17 protein-coding genes are annotated in these 23,658 nt (G+C 57.0%); 8 read left to right on the plus strand and 9 right to left on the minus strand.

Annotated elements, in window-relative coordinates; translation table 11 throughout:
- Positions 1 to 16: 16 nt before the first annotated feature.
- Together BLR44_RS05545 and BLR44_RS05550 are read right to left on the minus strand one after the other, a co-directional pair.
- Positions 17 to 469 carry a hypothetical protein gene (locus BLR44_RS05545; RefSeq protein ID WP_089680083.1) on the minus strand — a complete coding sequence of 151 codons (453 nt, stop codon included), beginning with the start codon at positions 467 to 469 and terminating at the stop codon, positions 17 to 19.
- A 134-nt stretch (positions 470 to 603) separates the two neighbouring features.
- Entirely contained in the window at positions 604 to 1,392 is a 789-nt protein-coding gene (locus BLR44_RS05550; RefSeq protein ID WP_089680085.1) for an NIPSNAP family protein, read from the minus strand.
- A 412-nt stretch (positions 1,393 to 1,804) separates the two neighbouring features.
- Between BLR44_RS05550 and bglX the strand changes: the two genes are divergently transcribed.
- Positions 1,805 to 4,078 carry a beta-glucosidase BglX gene (bglX, locus tag BLR44_RS05555; RefSeq protein WP_089680087.1) on the plus strand — a complete coding sequence of 758 codons (2,274 nt, stop codon included), beginning with the start codon at positions 1,805 to 1,807 and terminating at the stop codon, positions 4,076 to 4,078.
- Between the two features lie 48 nt (positions 4,079 to 4,126).
- Here bglX and BLR44_RS05560 read toward each other — a convergent pair whose 3' ends face one another.
- Entirely contained in the window at positions 4,127 to 5,296 is a 1,170-nt protein-coding gene (locus BLR44_RS05560; RefSeq protein WP_089680090.1) for a DmpA family aminopeptidase, read from the minus strand.
- 467 nt (positions 5,297 to 5,763) lie between these two features.
- Between BLR44_RS05560 and BLR44_RS05565 the strand changes: the two genes are divergently transcribed.
- Positions 5,764 to 6,222: a PAS domain-containing protein gene (locus BLR44_RS05565; protein ID WP_089680092.1), complete on the plus strand. Its 459-nt coding sequence runs from the start codon at positions 5,764 to 5,766 to the stop codon at positions 6,220 to 6,222.
- 14 nt (positions 6,223 to 6,236) lie between these two features.
- On the opposite strand, the gene BLR44_RS05570 is transcribed toward BLR44_RS05565, so the two are convergent.
- A complete protein-coding gene (locus tag BLR44_RS05570) occupies positions 6,237 to 8,672 on the minus strand; it encodes a TonB-dependent receptor (protein ID WP_089680093.1) in 2,436 nt (811 codons plus the stop codon).
- Positions 8,673 to 8,906: 234 nt separating this feature from the next.
- Between BLR44_RS05570 and BLR44_RS05575 the strand changes: the two genes are divergently transcribed.
- The 3 genes from BLR44_RS05575 to BLR44_RS05585 are packed head-to-tail and all read left to right on the plus strand — an operon-like array spanning position 8,907 to position 12,078.
- The gene (locus BLR44_RS05575; protein ID WP_089680095.1) at positions 8,907 to 9,428 is read left to right on the plus strand and encodes a gluconate 2-dehydrogenase subunit 3 family protein; all 522 of its coding nucleotides are present in this window, start codon (positions 8,907 to 8,909) and stop codon (positions 9,426 to 9,428) included.
- Between the two features lie 6 nt (positions 9,429 to 9,434).
- Positions 9,435 to 11,138, plus strand: coding sequence for a GMC oxidoreductase (locus BLR44_RS05580; protein WP_089680097.1), 1,704 nt, complete (start codon positions 9,435 to 9,437; stop codon positions 11,136 to 11,138).
- 37 nt (positions 11,139 to 11,175) lie between these two features.
- Positions 11,176 to 12,078 carry a sugar phosphate isomerase/epimerase family protein gene (locus BLR44_RS05585; RefSeq protein ID WP_089680099.1) on the plus strand — a complete coding sequence of 301 codons (903 nt, stop codon included), beginning with the start codon at positions 11,176 to 11,178 and terminating at the stop codon, positions 12,076 to 12,078.
- Between the two features lie 94 nt (positions 12,079 to 12,172).
- On the opposite strand, the gene BLR44_RS05590 is transcribed toward BLR44_RS05585, so the two are convergent.
- Positions 12,173 to 14,104, minus strand: a complete 1,932-nt coding sequence (locus BLR44_RS05590; protein WP_089680102.1) for a DNA methyltransferase — start codon at positions 14,102 to 14,104, stop codon at positions 12,173 to 12,175.
- Positions 14,105 to 14,242: 138 nt separating this feature from the next.
- Here BLR44_RS05590 and BLR44_RS05595 point away from each other — a divergent pair, with 138 nt between their 5' ends.
- Both BLR44_RS05595 and BLR44_RS05600 read left to right on the plus strand, forming a co-directional pair.
- A complete protein-coding gene (locus BLR44_RS05595; protein ID WP_089680104.1) occupies positions 14,243 to 15,541 on the plus strand; it encodes an amidohydrolase family protein in 1,299 nt (432 codons plus the stop codon).
- A 7-nt stretch (positions 15,542 to 15,548) separates the two neighbouring features.
- On the plus strand, positions 15,549 to 16,169 hold the full coding sequence (locus BLR44_RS05600; protein ID WP_089680106.1) for an NAD(P)-dependent oxidoreductase: 621 nt from the start codon (positions 15,549 to 15,551) through the stop codon (positions 16,167 to 16,169).
- Between the two features lie 32 nt (positions 16,170 to 16,201).
- On the opposite strand, the gene BLR44_RS05605 is transcribed toward BLR44_RS05600, so the two are convergent.
- From BLR44_RS05605 to BLR44_RS05620, 4 genes are all read right to left on the minus strand, one after another.
- Positions 16,202 to 18,892 (minus strand): putative LPS assembly protein LptD, encoded by a 2,691-nt coding sequence (locus BLR44_RS05605; protein ID WP_143017135.1) that lies wholly within the window; start codon positions 18,890 to 18,892, stop codon positions 16,202 to 16,204.
- Between the two features lie 233 nt (positions 18,893 to 19,125).
- Positions 19,126 to 20,913, minus strand: a complete 1,788-nt coding sequence (gene rpsA / locus BLR44_RS05610) for a 30S ribosomal protein S1 (protein ID WP_089680110.1) — start codon at positions 20,911 to 20,913, stop codon at positions 19,126 to 19,128.
- A gap of 219 nt (positions 20,914 to 21,132) precedes the next feature.
- On the minus strand, positions 21,133 to 21,879 hold the full coding sequence (locus tag BLR44_RS05615) for an ABC transporter ATP-binding protein (protein ID WP_089680112.1): 747 nt from the start codon (positions 21,877 to 21,879) through the stop codon (positions 21,133 to 21,135).
- Positions 21,880 to 21,886: 7 nt separating this feature from the next.
- Positions 21,887 to 22,615, minus strand: coding sequence for an MlaE family ABC transporter permease (locus BLR44_RS05620; protein WP_089680114.1), 729 nt, complete (start codon positions 22,613 to 22,615; stop codon positions 21,887 to 21,889).
- Positions 22,616 to 22,801: 186 nt separating this feature from the next.
- Between BLR44_RS05620 and BLR44_RS05625 the strand changes: the two genes are divergently transcribed.
- A complete protein-coding gene (locus tag BLR44_RS05625; protein ID WP_089680115.1) occupies positions 22,802 to 23,509 on the plus strand; it encodes an SDR family NAD(P)-dependent oxidoreductase in 708 nt (235 codons plus the stop codon).
- Positions 23,510 to 23,658 lie beyond the last annotated feature (149 nt).

The raw sequence follows: 23,658 nt of genomic DNA on the forward strand, positions 1-23,658 counted from the left end.
CGTGAATCAGGTCCGACTAGTTACTGAAGAGCAGGATCATCAACACCACAGCCACCACGCCCAAACCACCGGCTACGCTTGTGACCCAGCCGAGTTTTCGGGAAGCAATCCACCCACTTGCGCCGATGCTTGCGAAAAACAGTACTGCGCCCAGCAGCATGGCCAACGAGGGAAGCCAGTTCAGGTTTGTGATCCGAGCCGCGGCTGTCTCGTCAGGACGGATGGCCAGTCGGCTTAAGTCGGCCGCCATCAGGGACCACATCAGGGCCGCGACAATCAGCCCCACCGCACTGACCACCGCCGTTACGATGGTGATCTTGGCAGGTGGGTTGAGTGCATTGGGAGCGTTCATGCCCGCACCGGTGGCCAGCAGCGCGGCCGCCGCCGTGAACGCAAGCCCGCCGAGCACGGCACTGATGGAGGCCAGTTGCTGGTAAGCTGCCGCGTAGAATACAATCGTTTCCTGCATCGGTGAGGTTCGGAGACGCTAGCGTGGAGTCGGGTGAAGACCACGGCATGAGAAACGCCGCACTCTGGTCTGAACAAAGCTAACCAGACACCACCGGTCCGTCAACGGCCCCCGTGCGGCAGAGCCGGGCGCGGCTAAATGTCCGAGTAAGCGGTCGGGCGCAGCATAAAAATGTCCGCGTGCGAAACGTTGTTCTGGTACTCGGGCATGGACTTCAATTTAACCCAGGCCGGATCTTCCCCGAAGGCTTTCCAGTGTTTGTCCCGCTCTTCCATATTTTCGAACGTCGTCATGTACATCAGGTTGGGCATGTGGCTGCCTGCCAGCACTTCGGCGTAAAACACCGCGTTGAAGCCCAGGCGCTTGAACAGACCCACTTCGTCGCCCTTGTTGAACATGTCCACTTTGTTGGCATACAGCTTTTCGGTCGGGCCTTCGTAGCTGCGAAGTTCATAAACACGTTGCTGCGTCGCCGACGTCAGTTGCGGCAGTGCCATCTGGGGCATGCCCGTAAAGGCGCGCATCAGAATCGACTCCATGCGCTGGTACGGCGGTTGGTTGTATGCAGCGCTCAGGTACGCCTGCCCGCTGTTCTGAAAAGCCTTGTCTTTGTTCAGGGTTTGGGGCAACGCCGCAAACTTGTCGAGCGACTGAAACGGAATCAGCACGTAGACCCGCTTGTCGGTGGCCGTATCGTTCGCCAGGGGTTTGAATACCCCCACGTGGGCAATGCCGGCGCGATGCAGGGCAGGCAGGTAAGAATCTTTCAGAAACTGATCGATGCTCTTTTCCTGAGTGGCATCTTTGAAGTGATACACTTTCAGTTCGTAGAACTCCGATTTGGGGGGAGCGCTCAGTGCGGTGGTGGCAAACAGCGAAAAAATAAGACCAAGTGCCAGCGAAAAAATGGAGTGGCGGTGCATGAAAATTGAAGGTATGGGTAGAAAATAAATTCGGGCTGTAAGATAGAAAACCGCTTTAACATGAAGAAGCGGTTTGCTGTCGTCTGTGCAGGTTGGTCAAAAAACACGGTCAGACAATTCAGGAGACACGTTTACTTTTTGCAACACTTCTCGCATCCGAATTCCGGGAAGAACGGGGCAAAAACGAAAAAATGCAAGGTCAGGCTGGAAAATGAACGGTTCAGTTGCCGACAGCCCCGTCAGGTCGTGCATTCCGGGCCATTCTCCGAAAGTCCGCGTAAGAAGACATCCCGGGCAGACGCTCTTCCGTATTTTAGCGAAGCAAAGGTTTGCACCACGACTTAAGTAGTGGCGCGTCTTTGCAGTACGACACTATTCTTCAAACCCAAACCTCCCAAACCTATATCGATTCATGAAACTACGTTATTTCGGGCTCTGTCTTCTGTGGTGTGCGGCCGCTGTGGCGCAGGCACAAAATCAGAAAATGGACGCCTACGTTACCAAATTGATGAAGAAAATGACCCTGGAAGAGAAGATCGGCCAGCTGAACCTGGTGACGCCGGGTGGTGCGACGCTGACCGGCGCGGTCGTTTCCGAAGGGGTCGATGCCAAAATCCGCAACGGAGCCGTCGGGGGCATTTTCGGCATTTACGGCCCCGCCGACGTGCGCAAAGCCCAGGAAATCGCCGTCAAAAATTCACGCCTGCACATTCCGCTGCTGTTCGGGCTGGACGTGATTCACGGACACAAAACCATCGTGCCGATTCCGCTGGGGCTGTCCTGTTCGTGGGATACGACGCTGATCGAACGCACCGCCCGCATGGCCGCCACCGAGGCCACCGCCGACGGGCTGCAATGGGCCTTTTCACCGATGGTTGACATTTCGCGCGACCCGCGGTGGGGCCGCATCTCCGAGGGCTCGGGCGAAGATCCGTTCCTAGGTTCCAAAATCGCGAAGGCAATGGTGCGCGGTTACCAGGGGACGGACCTCACCAACGATCACACACTGATGGCCTGCGTGAAGCACTTTGCGCTGTACGGGGCCGCCGAAGCGGGCCGCGACTACAATACGGTCGACATGAGCCGGATCAAAATGTACCAGTACTACCTGCCGCCCTACAAAGCCGCCATCGACGCGGGTGTGGGCAGCATCATGAGTTCATTCAACGAAATCGACGGCGTACCGGCCACGGCCAACCAATGGCTCCTGACGGATCTGCTGCGCGATCAGTGGGGCTTCGACGGGTTGGTGGTGACGGATTATACCGGCATTAACGAGATGATCGCGCACGGTCTGGGCGACTTGCAGGAAGTGTCGGCGCGGGCGTTGGCGGCGGGTGTCGACATGGATATGGTCGGCGAAGGCTTTCTGACCACATTGCAGCAATCGCTGAAAGAAGGAAAAATCACCGAACAGCAGATCGATGCGGCCTGCCGGAAGGTGTTGGAAATGAAGTACAAACTCGGGCTGTTCGACGATCCGTACCGCTACTTCGACACGAAACGGCCCGGCCGCGAAATTCTGACCGCCGAACACCGAGCCCTAGCACGTGAGGCGGCGGCCCACTCGATGGTGCTCCTGAAAAACGAGGACCAACTGTTGCCGCTGAAAAAATCCGGTACCGTGGCGCTGATCGGACCGCTGGCGAGCGACCAGAAAAACATGCTGGGCACCTGGAACATCGCGGGCGACTGGAAGGAGGCCGTTTCGATCGAACAGGGGATTAAGGACGTCGCCGGTGACGTCACCATTCGGTACGCCAAAGGCGCGAACATCACGAGCGACACGATGCTCCTGAAACGACTCGCGGCATTCCGCGACTTGGTCGATGTCGATCCGCGCTCGGCTGAGGAAATGCGCCGGGAAGCCGTCGCTACCGCCCGGCAAGCCGACGTGGTCGTGGCTGTATTGGGCGAGGCGCAAGAAATGTCGGGCGAAGCGGCGAGCCGTTCGGAGATCGGTATTCCGGAGGTCCAGCGGGAGCTGCTGCGCGAACTGGTAGCGACCGGCAAGCCGGTGGTATTGGTCGTAATGAGCGGGCGTCCGCTGACGCTGACTTGGGAAGACGAGCACGTACCGGCCATCGTGGAAGCGTGGTTCGGCGGGACGGAAGTGGGTCATGCGGTGGCCGATGTGCTGTTCGGTGACTACAATCCATCGGGTAAACTGACGGCGACGTTTCCGCGCAACGTGGGGCAGATTCCGATTTACTACAACCACAAAAACACGGGCCGGCCTTTCGGGGGCGATCCGCTCACCAAGTTCCAGTCGCGCTACCTCGACGTCTCGAACGAGCCGCTTTATCCGTTCGGGTACGGCCTGAGCTATACCACGTTCGAGTACGGGGACGTGAAATTGAGCAACACGAATCCGAGCGGCACTACGTCGGTTACGGCGACGGTCACGGTGCGCAACACCGGAAAATACGCCGGTGAAGAGACGGTACAATTGTACCTGAGCGATCCGGTCGCCAGCGTGACGCGGGCGGTGAAGGAACTGATCGGCTTCCAAAAGGTGCAGTTGCAACCGGGCCAAAGCAAAGAAGTTACGTTCACCCTGACGCCCGAACACCTGAAGTTCTACAACAGCGACCTGGCGTACGTCTGGGAGCCCGGCGCGTTCGGTATTCACATCGGCGGGAATTCGCGCGATGTCAAATCGGCGACCCTGAACTGGAGCAAGTAATACACATGCGTGAAGCGAAAGTAGCCTTCCGGTCCTGGGGCGGGGAGGCTACTTTTTTGTGCCTTGTGGCGGGATGCCCGGCAGGCGCTTGTGCAGGTGCAACAGGTTGTAGCGCCGCAGCACGGCGAGGGTTGGGTCGATCGGCAGTGCCTCTACCGTACGGCCGTTGTGACCGGTCACAGTTTTGGCTTTGAACAGCGAGTTGTAGACCGCCTCTTCCGTTGCTTCGACCACTGCCAGAAACAGCGGACTCATGTCGTCGTTGCCGACCAGCATCACCGCGGGCATTGGTCCGTCGTGGGGCAGGCGGTACGCGGTTGAAAAGGCGATGACAAAATCGCCCGAGCCGTTGCTCATCACCGAGCCCGTGCGGGCCAGTCCCAGCGGTGCGCGTTTCGCCAAGCGCTCCAAATTGCGGGGCGAGAGGGGAGCGTCGGTGGCGACGATCATCATGCACGAGCCGTCGCCGGTTTCTTTCGTGAACTGCTGCAACCAGAACTGGTCCAGCTCCCGCCCGACCGGTGCGCCGTTGATCGTCAGGATGCCGCCGAAGTTGCTCTGTACCAACACGCCAACCGTGTAGCCTCCCAACGCGTCGGGCAATTTCCGCGAAGCTGTGCCGATGCCGCCTTTGAATCCATAACATACCGTGCCGGTGCCCGCCCCGACCGCACCTTCTTCGACTGGTCCTGCTTTGGCAGCTTGTAACGCCGCCAGCACGTCTTGCTCCTGCACATGCATGCCTCGAATGTCGTTCAGATAGCCGTCGTTGGTTTCACCCGCCACCGCGTTCACCGAACGCACGGCTTCGTTGCCCGGTTGGGCCAGCGTGTAGTTAACCAACCCCCGGACGGCGGCCGCCACACTCAGCGTGTTGGTCAGCGCAATGGGCGTTTCCAGGTTTCCCAGTTCCTGCAGTTGCGTAGAGCCCGCCAGTTTGCCAAATGCGTTGCCCAGGTGGATCGCCGCCGGAACTTTCTGTTGGTAGACGTTGCCTGCGTGCGGTTTGATGACCGTGACGCCCGTCCGGACGGAATCGCCTCGCCAGACAGTCTGGTGCCCTACGAGCACGCCCCGCACGTCGGTAATGGCGTTGAGCGGACCGGGCGGCAGAATGCCAACGTCGACGCCGGCTTCCCGGGCGCGGGGAGAAGAAGTAGGTTGAGCCATCAGCGGTAGAAACGTGACAAGCGAGAGGAAAAAGAAGAGGTAGCGCATCGTGTGGCTAAGTTAATCGCCAGCGTTGATGAAATGGCAGTCGACCAGGATGTAAGTTCAGGTTCGTTCAAAAACATTTTTTTAAGAAATTTTCGATACTTCTGATGGAGAATTAGTGCTTTAAAATGCTACCTAAAGGCTTCAGGAACGCATAACGTACGTATCCCCAGGATAATTACAGCGCGCGAAGTACAAAAAATCATTTCTCCGAATTTTGGTTTTACGTAACTTTTTGTCTAAATATTGCTCCGATTGGAACCATATTGTGATGTGTTCGTAAGAAAATACTACCTCTAGTTCGATAGTCCTTTGCCAGGATCGGAGCTGAGCCACAGGCTCAGGCGTGTGCCTCCGAATCCCGCCCGCTGTGGGGAGAAACAGTTGCGGCGTTGCAGAGGAGTACCGCGCAAGAAACGGGACATCTGGTCGAATCCTAACACCTCTTTATACCTAAACTCTTTACGCGTATGACGACAGAAGAAGCGCTGCTCATTAGTGGACAACCACACGTCCGTGATGAACAAAAACGTCTGGTTTTTGAATCAGTAGTCAACGCGGACGTGGTGTTCGACACCACATTCGTCGGATTCTGGGATTGGGAAATTGCGCACCGGTGGCGCTGCGACGATCACCGTTTCCGGGCGCTTCTGGGTTATCAACTACACGAATTGGGTACGGAGCCCGCCAAGTGGGAACACCTGATTCATCCCGACGACCGGACGCGTGCAAAGGCCGTGTACCGTCAGCACATTACCACCCGCGGCATGATGCCCTACAGCCATACGTGTCGTTACCTGCACAAAGACGGCACAGTTTTTCACCTGTTTTGCCACGGCGCCGTGGTCGCCTGGAGCGAGGATGGCCAGCCATTGCGGATGCGTGGCTACTACATCAACGTGACCCCCACCGCGGCGAGCACCCGGTAGCGTCGCCCCACTTTTTACAATTCTATGATCAGGCCGATGGTCGGCAGACGCGCCCCACTGGAGTTGGGCAACAGGACCGGAATGGCATCGAGCTCACCACCCGGTGCGTCGGAAGCCTGCTGGTTCGGTTGGTAGGGCTGGCCGGAGCGGGTACGGACCGACCCGTCAGGATTGCGTTCCAGCGTAAAGGTCGGGGCCGTCGGGTTTTCGGCATCCAGTGCATTCTGAATATCGAGGTACAGGTCGAGCGACCAGCGATCAAAATTCCATTTTTTATCGACCCGGAGGTCCAGCGCGCTGAAGCCGCTCAGGCGCAACGTGTTGATTTGGGTGTAGTCGGGGAGGCCCTGCCCGCGCACCGGATAGGCCAGGAGCGACGCGACGGTGTTATACGGCGTATAAGGCGCGCCGCGTTGCGCCCGGAAGCGCGCGCCGACTTCCCAGTTGCGTGGAAATTTGTACCCCCCTGTGAACGAAAGGAGATGCCGCTGGTCCCATGCCGACGGAATGTAGCGGTCGCGGTCGAAGCCGGTAAATTCCGAGTGGTAGTACGTATAAGCCAGAATCCCGTAAAAGTTGCGGATCAGCTTCTGTTGGTAGAGAAACTCTACGCCATAGGCCCGGCCGCGCCCCACATCCCGTACGTCTTCGTTGCCCAGCACGCCAAAATCGCCGCCCAGGTTCGCCAGCGAAATGGAATCAAGGACCGAGACGGGGTACTGGTCGTAGCGTTTCCAGAAGCCTTCCAGCGTGAACCGCCCCGATTTCCAGGGGAGCCATTCCAGCCCGGCCACGAGGTGATCGGAGCGGATGTAGCGCACGTCCTGGTTGACTAACTGGTTGGCGTTGTTCCGAAAGCCCAGCACGGTGTAAGGCGGCAGTTTGTAGTAACGCCCGACGGAACCGTTGATGCGCCACTGGTCGCTGAGGGCAAACGAGGCCGACAAACGGGGCGATAGGGTGGAAAGGGGATTCAACCCGCTCGCCGTGAAGGTGTTGGCGTCAGAGCGTAACCCGAGCGAGACGTCAAGCCGTTGCTCGAAAAACGTGCGGCTCACCTGTCCGTACGCCCCTGCCTTCCAGAAACGGATCTCCGAATCGAATCGGGCTTCGGTCAGGGGCTCCCGGCTAAAGACCTGGTAGAACTGGTTGGTGTACCGTGCGTGTTGCACCGATGCACCCCACGCCCACGACCAGGGACCGGAAAACTTGTTCCAGTTGAAACGCAGTTTGTTTTCGTCTTCGACCGATTCCAGTTTCAACAGGCGCCGTGCTTCGTTGCCTTCGTCGTTGTCCTCGAACTTATCGGCCCCGTTGTTCAGGATATTGCCGCTGAGCGTCAGGTCGAAATACCCGTCCTCGAAGCGGTGCTTCCAGGTCGCGCCTACGGTGCTGGTCCATTGCCGGTAGACCGGAATCTGGTCCAGGATGGCCTGTTGCTCCAGCGACGCATCCTCCGGAATGTTGAGTGTAAACCGGTCGATTGATCCCAGGCCAATCAGGCTGATTTCGTCTTTGTTGTTCTCAAACTTGTGCGTCATCTTGTACTGGTAGTCCCAGTAGCCGGGCAGAAACGGCAGGTCGATCAACTTGAAGAGAAGTTGCAGGTACGAGCGCCGCACCGACACGATAAACGTCGTGTTTTCTTTTCCCCGAATCAGCGGTCCTTCCAGCGTACCGGCAAACTCGCTGGCCCCGAGGCGGAGGCTGCCCTGTCGCTTTTCGCGGTTGCCCGTCCGTTGCCGAAACTGCAACACGCCCGAGAGGGGATTGTCGTAGCGCGCCGGAAAGGCTGATGTACTGAGGGTTACGTCGTCGATGAACGAGACGTTGAGCATGCCCACCGGTCCGCCCGCGCTGCCCTGCGTGGCAAAGTGGTTGATGTTGGGCACCTCCACGCCGTCGAGGTAGTACACGTTTTCGTTCGGCGCTCCTCCCCGGATGATGATGTCGTTCCGAAAGCCAACCGAACCCGAGACGCCCGGCAGCGACTGCACCACCTTGGCAATGTCGTTATTCCCGCCGGGGTAGGCCTTGATTTCCTGCGTCGACAAGCTCTGGATGGAGTTCGGCGTTTCGGTGCGGCGCTGAAACGGGCTGGCTTCCACCACCACTTCGCCGAGTTCGCTGGCGGCTTCTTCCAGATCGAAATTGAGCGTCAGCGTGTTGCCCGTCGTCACCACCACGTCGTACTTGGTCAGCGTCCGGTAGCCAACGTATTGTGCCGTGACGTTGTAGGTTTTCGGGGTGAGGTTGTCGAGGGTATAATAGCCCTCTACGTCGGTGACACCGCCCTGGTCCGTCCCGTTCACCACCACGGCCACGCCGATGAGCGGCTCTTGTGTCCGCGCGTCGCGCACCATGCCGGTGATTTTGCCGGTCTGGGCGAAGGAACAGGGGGCCAATACAACAAGAAACAGCAGGGAAATGAGGGGGTAATGTGGGCGCATACAGAGGTACTACGGCATTTTCCCCTTTAACTCGTGTGTTGCGCAAAAGGTTTTGCCCGTGTTGGGAACGCAGCAATCGTGCGTCCTTTTGCGTCGTAATTCTATCCTTTTTCAACCCTTCCGGACTCCTGTGCAACGCCGTACGGGCTTGGCGTCGCTAATTTGCCTTTTGTCGGGGATAGCCGTAGATTACCCCCTTTGCATCACCTCTTATTTTTTACACCTACATTCACCATGAACCGTCGTACTGCTTTACAAGCGCTGCTGCTGGCCTCCGGTGGGCTGGCAACCTTGCCCTCCTGGGCGATGCGCTGGCGACCGACCGACCTCGCCGGCACCGCTTCTGTTTTTTCGTCGACCGAACACCAACTTCTGGCCGCGGTGGCCGATACCATCCTGCCCGCCGGTGACGAGATCGGCGCGCTGTCGGTGGGGGTAGATCAATTTCTGCCGAAACTCTTTTCCCAATGCTACGATGCCGACGTGCAGGCAAGCCTCAAAACGCAACTGCGCGCCCTCGATACCGCCGCACGCCAGGCGCACGGAGTGGCTTTTCCGGCGTGCTCGCAGACGCAGCGGGAGACGTTGCTGAACCGTCTGGCCGCTTCTGCGGACGAAGAAGAAAAAGCCTTTTTTGACCTGATGAAGTCGGAGACGATGCGCGGTTTCACTACGTCGGAAGAGGTGATGGTAAAGTACCTGGGCTACCGGGTGATCCCGACGTATTACCACGGCTGTGTTGACGTCAACTCCTGAACGAACATGACTTACCTGAATACCACATCTGTCAAGGCGCGTACCTACGACGCCATCGTGATCGGCTCGGGCGCGAGTGGCGGCTGGGCCGCGAAAGAACTCTGCGAGCGAGGGCTCCACACCCTGGTGCTGGAACGGGGGCGCGACGTGCAACACATCAAAGATTATCCTACCGCCTCGAAAGGGCCGTGGCAGTTCGAGTTCCGCGGCACGGTGCCGCTCGACAAACGGGTCGGTTATCAGAACCAGCGCTACCTGCGGGAAGAGACGCTGCACTGGGCGCTGAAAGACGACGAGCAACCCTTCGTGGCCGAGAAGCCCTTCCGCTGGTTCCGGGGCTACCACGTCGGCGGCAAGTCGCTGCTGTGGGCGCGGCAAACGCAGCGGTGGAGCGACCTCGATTTTGAAGGACCGGCGCGCGACGGCTTTGCGGTCGACTGGCCCATCCGCTACAAGGACCTGGAGCCGTGGTACGCGCACGTGGAAAAATTCGCGGGCATCGCGGGCGACCGCGACGGGCTCGACGTGCTGCCTGACAGCGAAACCCAACCGGCGTTCGAGGTGAGTTGCATCGAACAGTATTTCCGCGAGAGCATCGCGAAGCACTATCAAGACCGTCACCTCATCAAGGCGCGCTGTGCGCACCTGACCGCTCCGCAGGCGATTCACCTCGAACAGGGGCGGGGCAAGTGCCAGCACCAGACCATGTGCAACCGGGGCTGCAACTTCGGCGCGTATTTCAGCAGCAACGCCTCGACGCTGCCTTGGGCGATGAAAACGGGTCGCCTGACCATCCGGCCCCACGCGGTGGTTCATTCGGTGCTCTACGACGAGCAGAAAAAGCGCGCGTCGGGCGTGCGGATCATCGACGCGACGAGCGGTGAAGCGATGAATTTCTACGCCAAACTTGTCTTCGTCAACGCCTCGGCGCTGAACAGCAACGCCATCCTGCTGAATTCGACTTCCAATCGCTTTCCGAACGGGCTGGGCAACGACAGCGGCCTGTTGGGCAAATACATCGCCTGGCACAATTACCGGGGCCACGCCCACGCGCAGCACGAGGGCTTTCTGGACAAAAAGACGGAAGGCCGCAGTCCGACGCACAGTTACATCCCCCGTTTCCGGAACGTTCACAAACAGGAGACCGACTTTCTGCGCGGTTACGCCATCGGCATCGGGGGCGGGCGGGGCACCTGGTCGGACACCGACATGATTGGCGACCAGCTGCGGACCAACCTGCTCCATCCGGAGTGGAACCTCTGGGGCGTCAGTAGCTGGATGATGGGCGAAACCGTGCCGCTGGAAAAGAACCACGTGCGGCTCCATCCCGACCTAACCGACAAGTATGGCATTCCGCAACTGGTGATCTCCTGCGAGTGGAGCGACAACGACGACAAGATGGTGGCCGACTACATGGAGCAATCGAAGGAAATGTTCGAAAAAGCAGGCTTCATCAACATTTCGGCCGATGATTCGCACTCGCCGCCCGGCTCCGACATCCACGAAATGGGCGGGGTGCGGATGGGCCACGATCCCAAAACCTCACTATTGAACCAACACAACCAACTGCACCAGTGCAAGAACGTGTTTGTGACCGACGGGGCCTGCATGACCTCGACCGGGACCCAAAACCCGACGCTGACTTTTATGGCCCTGACCGCCCGCGCGGCGAATTATGCGGCCGATCAGTTGAAAAAAGGAAATTTGTAAGCAATTTGTCCACGAAAATCAACTAGTACCTTCCCTTATGAAAAAAGTACTCGGACTGATGTCCCTTTGCATTCTCTTCTCCTGCGGCAGTGAAACCACGACGACCGGCGATACGCAGGATTCGACTACGGTCGCTATGGAAGAAACGTCCGATCCGCTTTACACCTTTCCGTTCGGGGTGCAGGCGTACACGTTTCGCAACAGTTTCCCGAACGGCATCGAACAAACCCTCGATACCATCCAGAGCATGGGCTTTACCGAACTGGAAGGCGGACCGGTCGGCGACCTGTCGCCCGAAGCGTTTCGGCAGCTTTGCGAGGCGCGGGGCATTACAATTCCGTCGACCGGCGCGGGCTACGACGAACTGGTGAAAGACCCGCAGGCCGTGGCTGACAAAGCCAAAGCCCTAGGAGCCAAGTACGTGATGTGCGCCTGGATTCCGCATAACGGCACTACGTTTACGCTGGAAAATGCCCAAAAGGCGGTCGCGGATTTCAACAAGGCTGGAAAAGTTCTGAAAGACAACGGCGTTACGTTCGCTTACCACGTGCACGGCTACGAGTTTCAGTCGCACGAAGACGGCACGCTGATGGACTACCTGATTGAAAACACCAATCCGGAAGATGTATCGTTTGAGATGGACATTTTGTGGACGCACTTTGGCGGTGGCGATCCGGTGGCGTTGCTGAAAAAATACGGTGACCGCTGGAAGCTGATGCACGTGAAAGATCTGAAGAAAGGCACGCCGAAAGACCTCTCGGGCGGCACGGACCAAAACAACGACGTGGCCCTAGGGACAGGCGAAATCGACCTGAAACCCATTCTGGAAGAGGCGAAAAAGCTGGGCATTCAGCACTACTTCATCGAAGACGAAAGCGACCGCATTTACACGCAGGTGCCGCAAAGCATTGAGTACCTGAAAAGCCTGCAAGAGTCGTAAGTCTGACCATATCGACATTATTCTGCGCCATCCCGGCAGGGATCTTTCTCCGCGACAAGACAGGTCGTAGGAAAGGTGTCTGCTGGGATGGTTTTTAGTATGCGCCGTTCAACCGCTGATCGGTTTCCGTCAGGCCATAATCCGTGTCGGCCATCTCGGAGAGAGGCACGTACAGCTGGTTTTTGTCCAGCAGATCGAGCAGCAATTGCCGGGCCTCGGGTAGGGGGAAGGTGGTGAGTTGGGCAGCTACCGTTTCCAAAGCTTCGGCATTCAGTCGCCAGTCGAGGCGGGCCTTGCCGCGCATCGTTTCCCAAGTGGTTTGCAGTGCTGCATGATCCCCCGCCGCCTGGATCTGTTCCACAAACGGTTGGTTCAGTCCCGCCAGCTCGGCGTAGACGAGCGTATCTTCCCCCAGCGCTTTTTGGATGCGCGGCAACGTGAGGGTTTCGATGTAGTCGAGCTGTTCGCAGAGAATGAACCGCCGCCTTGCGCCTTCTGCCCGGTTCACCTCCAGCACGGCCTGCGCCGTGGAGCCACTGCCCGCAAAAAAGTCGAGCACCAGGTCGCCGGCCCCAGTCGTAAAACGGATAAGTTTCTTCAGCAGGTTGATCGACTTGGGATTCGCGAACGCCTTCCGACCCATCAGTTGCGTCAGTGCTTGCGTCGAGCGTCGGTTGTCTTCGTAGAAATAGCCCTTCAGCAGTTCCGTTGCGGTGTCGAGCCGCTTTTTGATCTTGGGAATCGTGGTTTCGTCGGCTCCCCAGAGCACGTCGCCCCGCCCATCAGCTTTCCGAAATGTCGCTTCCGGCCAGCGGTAGCCATTCGTGGGCCGTTTGCAGACCTTGCCCGTCGTGGGGTGCAGCAGATCGTAGTGATAGCCTCCCGGTCGCGTGTTGGCCGAATTGCCGGGATAAAAGACGCCCTTCTCGTCTACGTACGCGTAGTGCGCCACGCCCGACAAGTCGACGGCCTTGGACTTGCGCATCTGCGTAAGCCAGCGCCGGAGTCCCCGCTCCACCGCCGCTAAATCGCCGGGGTGTTGTTGCTTCAAGGTTTCGTATTCCTGCTGAATGCGTTGCGCCTTTTCTGACTGAATTTTCCATGGACCCTGCCGCCGTTTGTCTTTCGCGTAGCACAAGACGTACTCGTGCTCGACCGAAATCTGCGTCGCGTTGTTGTCGGTGGCCGTTTCCCAGACAATCTCACCCACGAAATGTTCCCGCCCGAAAAGCTCGTCGCAGAGCACCTTCAGGTACGCTTGTTCGTGGCTGTCGATGGAGATGAACATCACGCCGTCGGGGCGGAGGAGCGTGCGGGCCACCTCCAGCCGGTTTTTCATGAACGTGAGCCAGGTCGCGTGGCTGAAGCGGTCGTTGTAACCGAAGGTATCCTTGCCGGTATTGTAGGGCGGATCGATGTAGATCAGCTTGACTTTTTCTGCGTAGCGTGCCCGCAGCGTACAGAGCGTCAGGAGGTTGTTGCCTTTGATGAGCAGATGTTCGTCGGCGGTAAGCCGTTCGGCGGGGGCTTGTTTGTGTGCCGTGATGCGTCGGAACCGATGCAGCGCTTTGGGGGCCAGCAGCCAGTCGATTTCTTCGGCAGCCAGGGTTTCGTGCCAGAATCGCTCCTCCGTTTTATCGGCGGCTTGGGTTTGGCCGCCTTCCAGCACGCCATCTTTGTAGGGCCAGGCCAACACAACGTCCTTGCTCGCCGACAGAAACCGTTGCTCCGACGTGAGGCCCAGCTGGTTCTTGTAGGCGGTATAGCTGTCGGGCAGAAAATCCTTCCCGGTCACGATCTGCTGAAAGCCCGCCTGATCGAATACACATACGCCGTCGACTTCCCGGAAAAATCGTGCGCGAATGCGCGGATGGCTCCGCAGTAGCCGCAGCAGCTCGGCATCGAGTTGCCAGATCAAATCCTGCAGCTTGTTTTTGCGCCAGGTCCCCTCGCTGACCAGGCGGGCGTCGTGCCGAAGAAGCTGGTGCAGTTCTTCCAAGAGGGAGGGCATGGCGGCAGGGGGCATACATCAAAGCTACGGTTTGCCGTGGAAACGGAACAGGGCCCCGCCGGGTGACGCCTGCAAAACACCAACTTACTCGGCGTGTTTACTTGCACCGCACGTGCATCGTGCGTTAGCTTTACCGTATTAACCTCCCGCTCTATGAAACACTTTTTCCTCCTGTTATTCCTGATTCCATTCCATGTCGTACACGCCCAACGCCCTGACCCGGCTCCGCCTCAGGAACGTCCCATCTTGCTAAGTGGCGCCACGTTGCACACGGGCACGGGCGAGGTGATCGAAAATGCGGTGGTGGGCTTTGCCGAGGGAAAAATCACGTTGGTCGGGGCTGCCGCTGCGACGACGTTCAACCCCGCCGATTTTCGGGTGATTGATGTCTCAGGACAGCATTTGTACCCCGGCCTGATTCTGCCCAATGCCGAGGTGGGGCTGGTCGAAATTTCGGCGGTACGTGCCACCAACGACGAAGAAGAGGTCGGCGAACTGAACCCGAACGTCCGGGCGCTGATTGCCTACAATACTGATTCTGACATCATTCCGACCATTCGGTCCAACGGCATTCTGACCGTGCAGACTACACCTCGGGGGAGCTTGCTGAGTGGCGCTTCATCGCTCATGCAACTGGACGGCTGGAACTGGGAAGATGCGGCGGTCAAAGCCGACGACGGCCTGCACATCTACTGGCCCAACCTGTTTACCCGAAGCGGCTGGTGGGCCGAGCCCGGAGGTGTAAAAAAGAACGAAAATCGTGATAAGGAAATCCAGGAACTGGAAAGCCTGTTCAGCGAAGCGGCCGCTTACAATCCCGCCAACGAAGCCGTTAAAAATCTAAAACTCACCGCCTTGAAAGGACTTTTCGATGGGTCGCAGCGTCTTTACCTGCACGCCAGTTACGGAAAAGAAATTGTGGAGGCGGTCCAGTTTGCCTTGCGGCATGGGGTGCAGCATCCGGTGGTGATCGGCGGACAAGACGCCTGGATGGTGACCGACTTTCTGAAAGAACACAACATACCGGTGGTGTTGTCGACCATTCATGCCCTGCCGCCGCGCCCGGAAAGCAACGTCGACCATGCATATGAACTGCCACACCGCCTGCAGGAAGCCGGCATTACCGTAGCGCTCGATTACGACGACGAAAGCTACTTCCGGAGCCGGAGCTTACCGTTTCTGGCAGGCACGGCGGCCGCGTACGGCGTCGACCGGGAAGAGGCGCTGAAAATGGTGACCTCCAACCCGGCGAAGATCATGGGCATCGACGACCGGTTAGGAACCGTAGAAGTCGGGAAAGATGCCACGTTGGTGGTGTCGCAGGGCGATCTGCTCGACATGCGGACCAGCCACGTAACCCAGGCCTTCATCAACGGGCGGGAAATTTCGCTGGACAACAAGCACAAGCGTCTGTACGAAACCTACCGCAAAAAGTATCAGTTGGGCGAATAGCGCATTCATGGAGATCCTAATTTTTGGCGCAACGGGGGGAACGGGGCTGGAATTGGTCCGGCAGGCCATTCCGGCAGGGCATCGTCTCACGGCGTTTGTCCGGAATCCGCAGAAAATCCAGGCAGGCAAAGGCTTGCGGGTCGTGGTAGGAGATGCGACCAAGTCGGACGATGTGGCGAAAGCCTTCGATCGGGAATACGATGCCGTGGTGTCGGCACTCGGGGGCGGGGCAAAAGCCGCGCAGCAGGTCTGTTCAACGGCCATCGAACACATTTTGCGGTACATGCAGGAGGTGGGCATTGCCCGACTGATTGCCGTTTCTTCCTTGGGCGTGGAGCCCGAGTACATGCCGCCGCTGTTTCGCTACGTGGTGTTGCCCTACTTTCTGCAAAAGGCGCACGACGACCTGACCCTGATGGAAACCTACATCCGGCGTAGCCTTCGCGACTGGACCTTGGTGCGTCCGCCCCGGCTGACCGACAAGAGCCTGACGGGGCAGTATCGCGTAACCACTGACTATGCGCACGACCTGCCCCGACGCGTTTCCCGCGCCGATCTGGCTCACTTTATCCTGAAATGCTTGACTGAGCGTAGCTACGTTCACGAGCTGCCCACCCTCGGCTATTAAACCACATTGGGAGCGGCCTGTGCCGGTCTTACCTAGCGATCGTACCAGCTCCGGCGGCGGCTCAACTTCAGGTCTTGCAACAGGGAAGCCTGTGCGCGCAGGTCGAACGTGTACGACTGGCGTTGCCCGAACGGAATCCAGTTGAAGGCCATAGTCCAGCAATGGAGGTCGCGGTTGATGCTGATCGTAGTAAAGCCAAAGTCTTTCGCCTCAAAATCGTAGGCCGACGTAAACGAAAGCTTCCACTTTTCGGTGATCGACAAGTCGCCGCTGAATGAAAGGGACTGCCGCACGGACGAATCGAAATACCCCACGCGTGAGTAACTCAGGTTGTAGCTGACTCGGAAACTCCACGGAATGTTGAAGTCGACGTATTGGTCTGGGTTCTGTTGAATCCGGTTGATTTCTTCGTTGTTTTCTGGCGTACGGGCTTCGTCCAGCGCCTCCCGGGTTTGCTGTTCCCGCTTTAAGGCTTGCGGGTTCAGGTTGGTACTCAGCGAGACCGTGGTGCGTGAAAGCTGCCCGAACTTTCGGCTTTTCCAGTCGAACGCATAGGCATTGACGCGCCGCTGACGTGTCACTACGCCGTCTCTCTGGTCGAGAATCGCGTACTGATACGGATCGATCGTCCCTGAAATGTTGATGTCGATCTGCCCCAGAATGCGCGTACGGGCATTCCAGTTGATGGGCGACAGCGCAAACGAATCGGCGGCCAGGTTGTAGCTGGTGCTAATGCCGAAGTTGTCCAGCAGGCTCACCTTCTTGAACGTTTGCGCCGTGTCGTTTTCTTCCCGGACCTTCATTTCCAGGTTGTTGTTCAGACTGAAGCTTACGCTTCCGGATTTTCCGGCTGCCGGCGCGCTGTACACCGATCCTAAGAAGGGGTTGACCCGTTGTAGGGTACCCGCGCGGTCAATTTGTACATCTTGTTGGTAGATGCCGAAGACAGGGTCGGAAAAGTCAGGACGGTAGCCCAACGACAGCGACGGGTTGATGACGTGGCGAATGGCCTGCACCTTACCGTTTCCGCTTCCGAACCGGTACATTCCGTACAGACGCGTGCTGAACCCCAAGCTGGCACTGCCTGAGTAAGCCCGGTAAAAGCCTTGTTCCGTGCGCGCGTTTAGCGTATCGTCGACGGCGTTCCACGTATACACCTGTCTCTTCAGAAACCAGACCTCTTCGTAGTTCAGGCTCGGCGACACGTTGATGTAATTGAAAAGCGAAAACGAAGTAGAGACCGGAATGGTGTGCCGTGCACCCGCCTGCGCGTTGGACAGAATGGTGGGCAGGTTTTGGAAGTTGAAAGGAATGTTGGGTTGTCGTACCTCATCGACACTAACTTCGTCCGGCGTAATGATGTTGTCGAAGGCGTAAATGTCCTTCGGAATTTCGTTGCTGATGCGGTTGGTGGCCGTAAAGTTGTAGCTCAGGCCGATCTTCTGTAGCCAGTTTTTCGGCGCGCTTCCGGCCGGCGCAAAGGGATAGATGCGGTTCATCCCGAGGTTGATGTCAGGCAACGTAAAGTTGACCGTCCCGGTACTGGTGTTCTGGCTTTGCCGCAGGTTCACCCCGTAGTTGAATTGCGCCTGCCCGATGCTGAACCGGTTCGAATACGAGATGCTGGAGTTAAACGCGTTGGACAGGTACGCGTCGGTACTAAACGAGTTCAGCGTGTTAAAGCTGCTGGAGCCCGCGTTGATCGACACCGCAAAGCGCCCGTTCTTCCGGGTTTGCGGGCTATGGCTCCAGTTGACCCAGAACTCTTTTCGGGTATCTTCCAGGCCTTCGGTACCCGATTTGGTGTTGTTGAAACGAAGGTTAAACGAGCCGCTGTAGGCGTATCGCTTGCGATACGTGCCCTGGGTGCTCAGTCCCCAGCTGCCTTTGGTGTAGATGTTACCCAGGAACTGTAACCCCAGGTAATCGCTTACGGCCCAGTAATAGCCGCCGTCGCGCAGAAAGAAACCGCGCGTGTCGGCTTCGCCGTACACCGGCATCACAATGCCTGACGATCTGGTCCGAGGCGTGGGGAACATCCCGAACGCAAAGCCCAGGGGGGTTGGAATATCGGCGATAACGAGGTTGAACGGACCGCTGATCAGCTTATCACCGGGAATAACCTTGATTTTAGGCGCTGAAATTTCGAAGTGAGGATCGGGCAGGTTACAGGTCGTGTACTTGGCCCGGCGGATGAACAGTTCGTCCAGTTCGTTTTTCTTGACCCGTTCGCCGTGGATATAACCTTCGCCTTGTTGGGTGACAATGCCGGAGATGATGCCTTTGCGCGAAACGAAATTGTACCGAATGTTTTCGGCCACATAATTATCCGCTCCCTCGGTAAACTCAGGGGTACCGATCGTCCTGCCGGTCGAATCCACGCCTCCCCGGGCTGTAAGGGTATTGTTCGCCCAGTTGATCTCAATGGTATCGGCTTTGAGGGTAATATCCCCGTATTCGATTTTGGCGTCCCCGTACAAGTAAATCTCCTGCGTCCGCACGTTGAAGCGGATCGAGTCGCGCGCCGAGTAGTTGATGGTGGTTTTGATGTCGCCCGTCGGTTGCAACGTATCAGCCGCTACGGTCGAGTCGGCCGCGATGCCGGACGTATCGCTGGGCAGGGGAGTAACGGTAGAGTCGGCAGGCGAACTCACCTGGGCGGAAGCTACCTGAATAGCAAAAAAACAGAAAATCAGCAGGCAGAAGTGCCGGAGAGCAGTCAATCCGAAAGTTCTTTTTTGATTCGCAAAAGTACCCAAACCGTCGATTTGTTTCATGCGCCCGAGCCGGAAGAAAAGGAAGAGTCGCCGGGTAGGAAACGCTCCCGGGTGAAAAGAAATTGCTCTGCAAAAAATGGGCCTGAACTGCCTGATCGTCACCATTCTTTGAACTTTTTCTGACGGCATAAAAAAAGCCCCCGGTGCACCGGGGGCTTTTCTATCAAAACGGGTTTGTTTTATTCTGAGTCGGAGTCGTTTTGCTCCATTTGCTCGCGCAGTTGCGACAGTGCAGCCAGGTCGCCCAGCGTAGAAGTGGCCGACTCGTTCGAAGCTTTCTCCGTTTTAGCGGACGAAGGCTTCGACGGCTTGTCTTTCTTCTTCTCGGAACGCTTCGCAGCTTCGCCGTACGTGTTGGTGTGCGAGAGAAGAATACGCTTATCGTCTTTCGAGAACTCCAGTACGCGGAAGTCGAGCGCTTCACCTACTTCGGCTTGCGAGCCCTCTTCTTTCTGAAGGTGCTTGCTCGGCGCAAAGCCCTCGATGCCATACGGCAACTCGATGGTCGCTCCTTTGTCGTTGCGCGTCAGGATTGTGCCCCGGTGTACGCTGCCCACTTCGAAAATGGTCTCGAACGTATCCCATGGGTTTTCTTCCAACTGCTTGTGACCCAGCGCCAGACGACGATTTTCCACGTCCAGTTCCAGTACCACTACGTCCAGGTTGTCACCCACTTTCGTGAATTCTGACGGGTGTTTCACCTTCTTCGTCCACGACAGATCCGATACGTGTACCAGACCATCGATACCTTCTTCCAGTTCGAGGAACAGGCCGAAGTTAGTCAGGTTGCGCACCACACCAGTGTGACGTGTGCCTACTGCGTATTTGGTCAGGATGTCTGACTTCGTCCACGGATCTTCGGTCAGTTGCTTGATGCCGAGCGACATTTTGCGCTCTTCACGATCCAGCGTCAGAATGACCGCTTCCAGTTCGTCGCCAACGTTGATAAAATCCTGAGGATTGCGCAGGTGCTGCGACCACGACATTTCAGAAACGTGGATGAGCCCTTCGACACCCGGTACAATTTCGAGGAACGCGCCGTAGTCGGCTACGTTTACGATGCGACCTTTTACTTTAGAACCTACCTGGATTTCTTCAGGCAGCGAATCCCACGGATGAGGCGTCAGTTGCTTCATGCCCAGCGAGATACGGCGCTTGTCGTCGTCGAAGTCGAGTACCACGACGTTGACTTTCTGGTCGAGTTGCAGCACCTCTTCCGGATGGCTGATGCGGCCCCAGGAGATATCGGTGATGTGCAACAGGCCGTCGACGCCACCCAGGTCGATGAACACACCGAAGTTGGTCATGTTCTTGATCGTACCTTCCAGCACCTGACCTTTTTCCAGGTTGTTGAGGATTTCGGCTTTTTGCTTTTCGAGGTCTTTCTCGATCAGCACTTTGTGTGAAACGACGACGTTGTCGTTGGCGTAATTGATCTTGATCACTTTGATCTCCATCTTCTTGCCGACGTACACATCGAAGTCTCGGATGGGCTTCACGTCGATCTGTGAACCTGGCAGGAAGGCCTCCACGCCATAGATGTCCACGATCAGACCGCCCTTGGTGCGACGCTTCACTACGCCCTCGATCACCAGATCTTCTTCGTAGCCGCGCTGAATATTTTCCCAGGCTTTTACGATACGGGCCTTGCGGCGCGACAGGATCAGCTGACCCTGCGCATCTTCCTGGTCTTCAATGTAAACTTCTACTTCGTCACCGACTTTCAAATCCAGGTCGCGAAATTCGGAGACCGGCACCAGCCCATCAGATTTGAATCCGATGTTCAGGATGACGTCTTTGTTGTTCATCCCCACCACACGTCCGGTCACAACTTCTTTCTCGTTGATCTCGTTCAGTGTGTTTTCATACATCTCGGCCATGCGGTCGCGGTCTTCTTTCGAATACTGCTTTCCGAAGCCCTTCTCCTCAACGGCGTCCCAGTTAAATTCTTCCGGTTGATTGCTCATATAAATTTTCGTAAGGCTCTGAGTACCACCACATCCCGAGAGCCAGATGGGGGTGGGGTTTAGTTAAGATAACTCCTGGCGGAGCCTATTCTTTTGAACAGGACTGCAAAGGTACAAAATTCCAAATACAACGCCATAAGCGCATAAAAATATTGCTCCCTTCGGTCAGGGCGGCACGACGAGGGAGAATGCCTTCGAAAAAAGGGAGGAAAAGGGCGTTTAGCGCTTGAGGGCCTGCATCATTTTACTGGCGAAGATGAACTCCTTGAGTTGCGCATTGTCGGAGTCGAGAATTTCGTTGTTGCTGCCTTCCCAGACTTTCAATCCTTTCACCAAAAAGAGGATGTGGTCGCCGATGCCCATCACGGAGTTCATGTCGTGGGTCACCACGACGGCCGTCATGTTGTTCTCGTAGGTGATTTCCTGAATCAACTCGTCGATCGTAATGGACGTTTGCGGGTCGAGGCCCGAATTAGGCTCGTCGCAAAACAGGTAATCGGGATTCATCACAATGGCGCGGGCAATGCCGACCCTCTTTTTCATGCCACCGCTGATCTCAGATGGCATTTTCTGGTTCACGCCCGTCAGCCCTACGCGTTCCAGGCAGAAATCGACCCGGTCGCGCTTCTCGGCGGTCGACATTTTGGTCATCATGTCCAACGGGAAACGGACGTTTTCTCCCACTGTTTTGGAATCGAACAACGCACTGCCCTGAAACAACATGCCGATCTCGCGGCGGATGTCGATCTTCGTATCCAGATCTGAGTGGTAGAAATTGCGGTTGTCGAACAGCACTTCGCCTTCGTCTGGCTGCACCAGTCCGACGATACACTTCAACAAGACACTTTTGCCGGTGCCGCTCGAGCCGATGATCAGGTTCGTCTTTCCTTTATAAAAAGTACCGCTGATGCCTTTCAGTACTTCTTTGTCTTCGAACGATTTCTTAATGTTCTGTATCTCGATCATACGCGGGTCAGAGGAGAAGTTGTGCCAGAAGGTAATCGGCCAGCAGCACGGCGATGCAACTGTTGGTGACGGCATTGGTACTGGCCTGGCCTACTTCTAACGCACCGCCGGTGGTGAAGAAGCCTTTGAACGAAGAGATCGACGAGATCAGAAACGCGAACGCCACCGATTTGATCAGCGCAAACGTGACGTTGTAAGGCACAAAGTCGTAACGAATGCCATAAATGTAGTCTTTCTCGGTCATGGCTCCGGTCAGCGTCGCGGCCAGATAACCGCCCAGCAACGAAAGGAAACCGGACAGAATCACCAGCATGGGAAACATAATGACCGCCGCGAGGATTTTGGGAAGCACCAGGTACGAACTGGAGTTGATGCCCATCACCTCGAGGGCGTCGATCTGTTCGGTAATGCGCATCGTACCCAACTCACCCGCGATGTTGGACCCTACTTTGCCGGCCAGCACAATGCAGGTGATGGTGGGCGCCAGTTCCAGCACGGTCATGTCGCGCACCACGGTACCTATTATATAAAGGGGCACCAGCGGGCTCACCAGGTTGTAAGCGGTTTGCACCGCTGTTACGGCTCCGATGAAGGTAGAAACAATCGCTACAATAAAAACTGAGTTGATGCCGATCAGAATCATCTCGTCCAGAATGCGGGCCGGATACACCCGAATCGACTCCATGTTCCGGAACAGGCTCCCGATAAAAATGACAAATTTGCCAACGCTTTTCATGCAGTTGAGTTGAGTAGCTAGAGGTAGAGCAACGGCTGGGGAAGGTGTGCTGCCGCAGGCTGCCCGGTAAAGTTAAGGGACCGTATGCGTTTTTGTTCCGTAACTTGGTCCGTCGTATTGCAACGCACAGAACCTGAAAGAGTTGTCCGTGTGGTTAGCGACTCAAGTTTAATTTAAATCTGATTCATGGAAAAATTGATTGTGGTGACGGGAGGTACCAAAGGCATCGGTCGTGCGGTAATTGAGCGGTTTGCGGCCGCCGGTGTCGACGCCGTCACGTGCGCGCGACACGCCGAAGATCTGGACGAACTCGCCGCCGATTTTGCACAGCGATTTCCGCAACAGCAACTCTTCACCCAACCGGCCGATCTGTCTGATCCGCAACAGGTCACCGCGTTTGCCGAGTTTGTGATGTCGCTGAACCGTCCGGTCGACGTGCTGGTCAACAACGCTGGCTTTTTTGTGCCGGGGCAGGTGCACAACGAAGAAGAGGGCGTGCTGGAAGCCACGCTGCAATTGAATCTGGTCAGCGTTTATCACCTGACGCGGCGTTTCGTGCCGGGCATGAAGGCGCGGCAATCGGGCCATATTTTCAACCTTTGTTCTACGGCCAGCATCATGGCTTACACCAACGGAGGGTCGTACTGCATCTCCAAATTTGCGCTGTATGGGTTCTCTAAGGTACTGCGCGAAGAGCTGAAGGAAGAAGGAATACGCGTGACGAGCGTGCTGCCCGGCGCAACGCTGACGGCCAGCTGGGCGGGAACTGACCTGCCTCCCGAGCGATTTATGCCCTCCGAAGATGTCGCAGAAGCTATGTTTTCGGCCTGGCAACTCTCGCCGCGCTCGGTGGTAGAAGAGGTGCTGATCCGTCCGCAGTTGGGCGACCTCTGAAAAACGCGGACGTAAGTTTTTGCAGCAAAATCATCAGGATCGTTTTCGCCTGAAAACGCGGTCAGCGAGAAGGTGCGGAAAACGCCTCTTCAATTTCACTTTTAGAATGATTCGTTGCATGCCCTGAGGGCCGGGAGAACGCAATCGAT

This window comes from Catalinimonas alkaloidigena (genome assembly GCF_900100765.1).
Classification (GTDB): Bacteria; Bacteroidota; Bacteroidia; order Cytophagales; family Flexibacteraceae; genus Mooreia; species Mooreia alkaloidigena.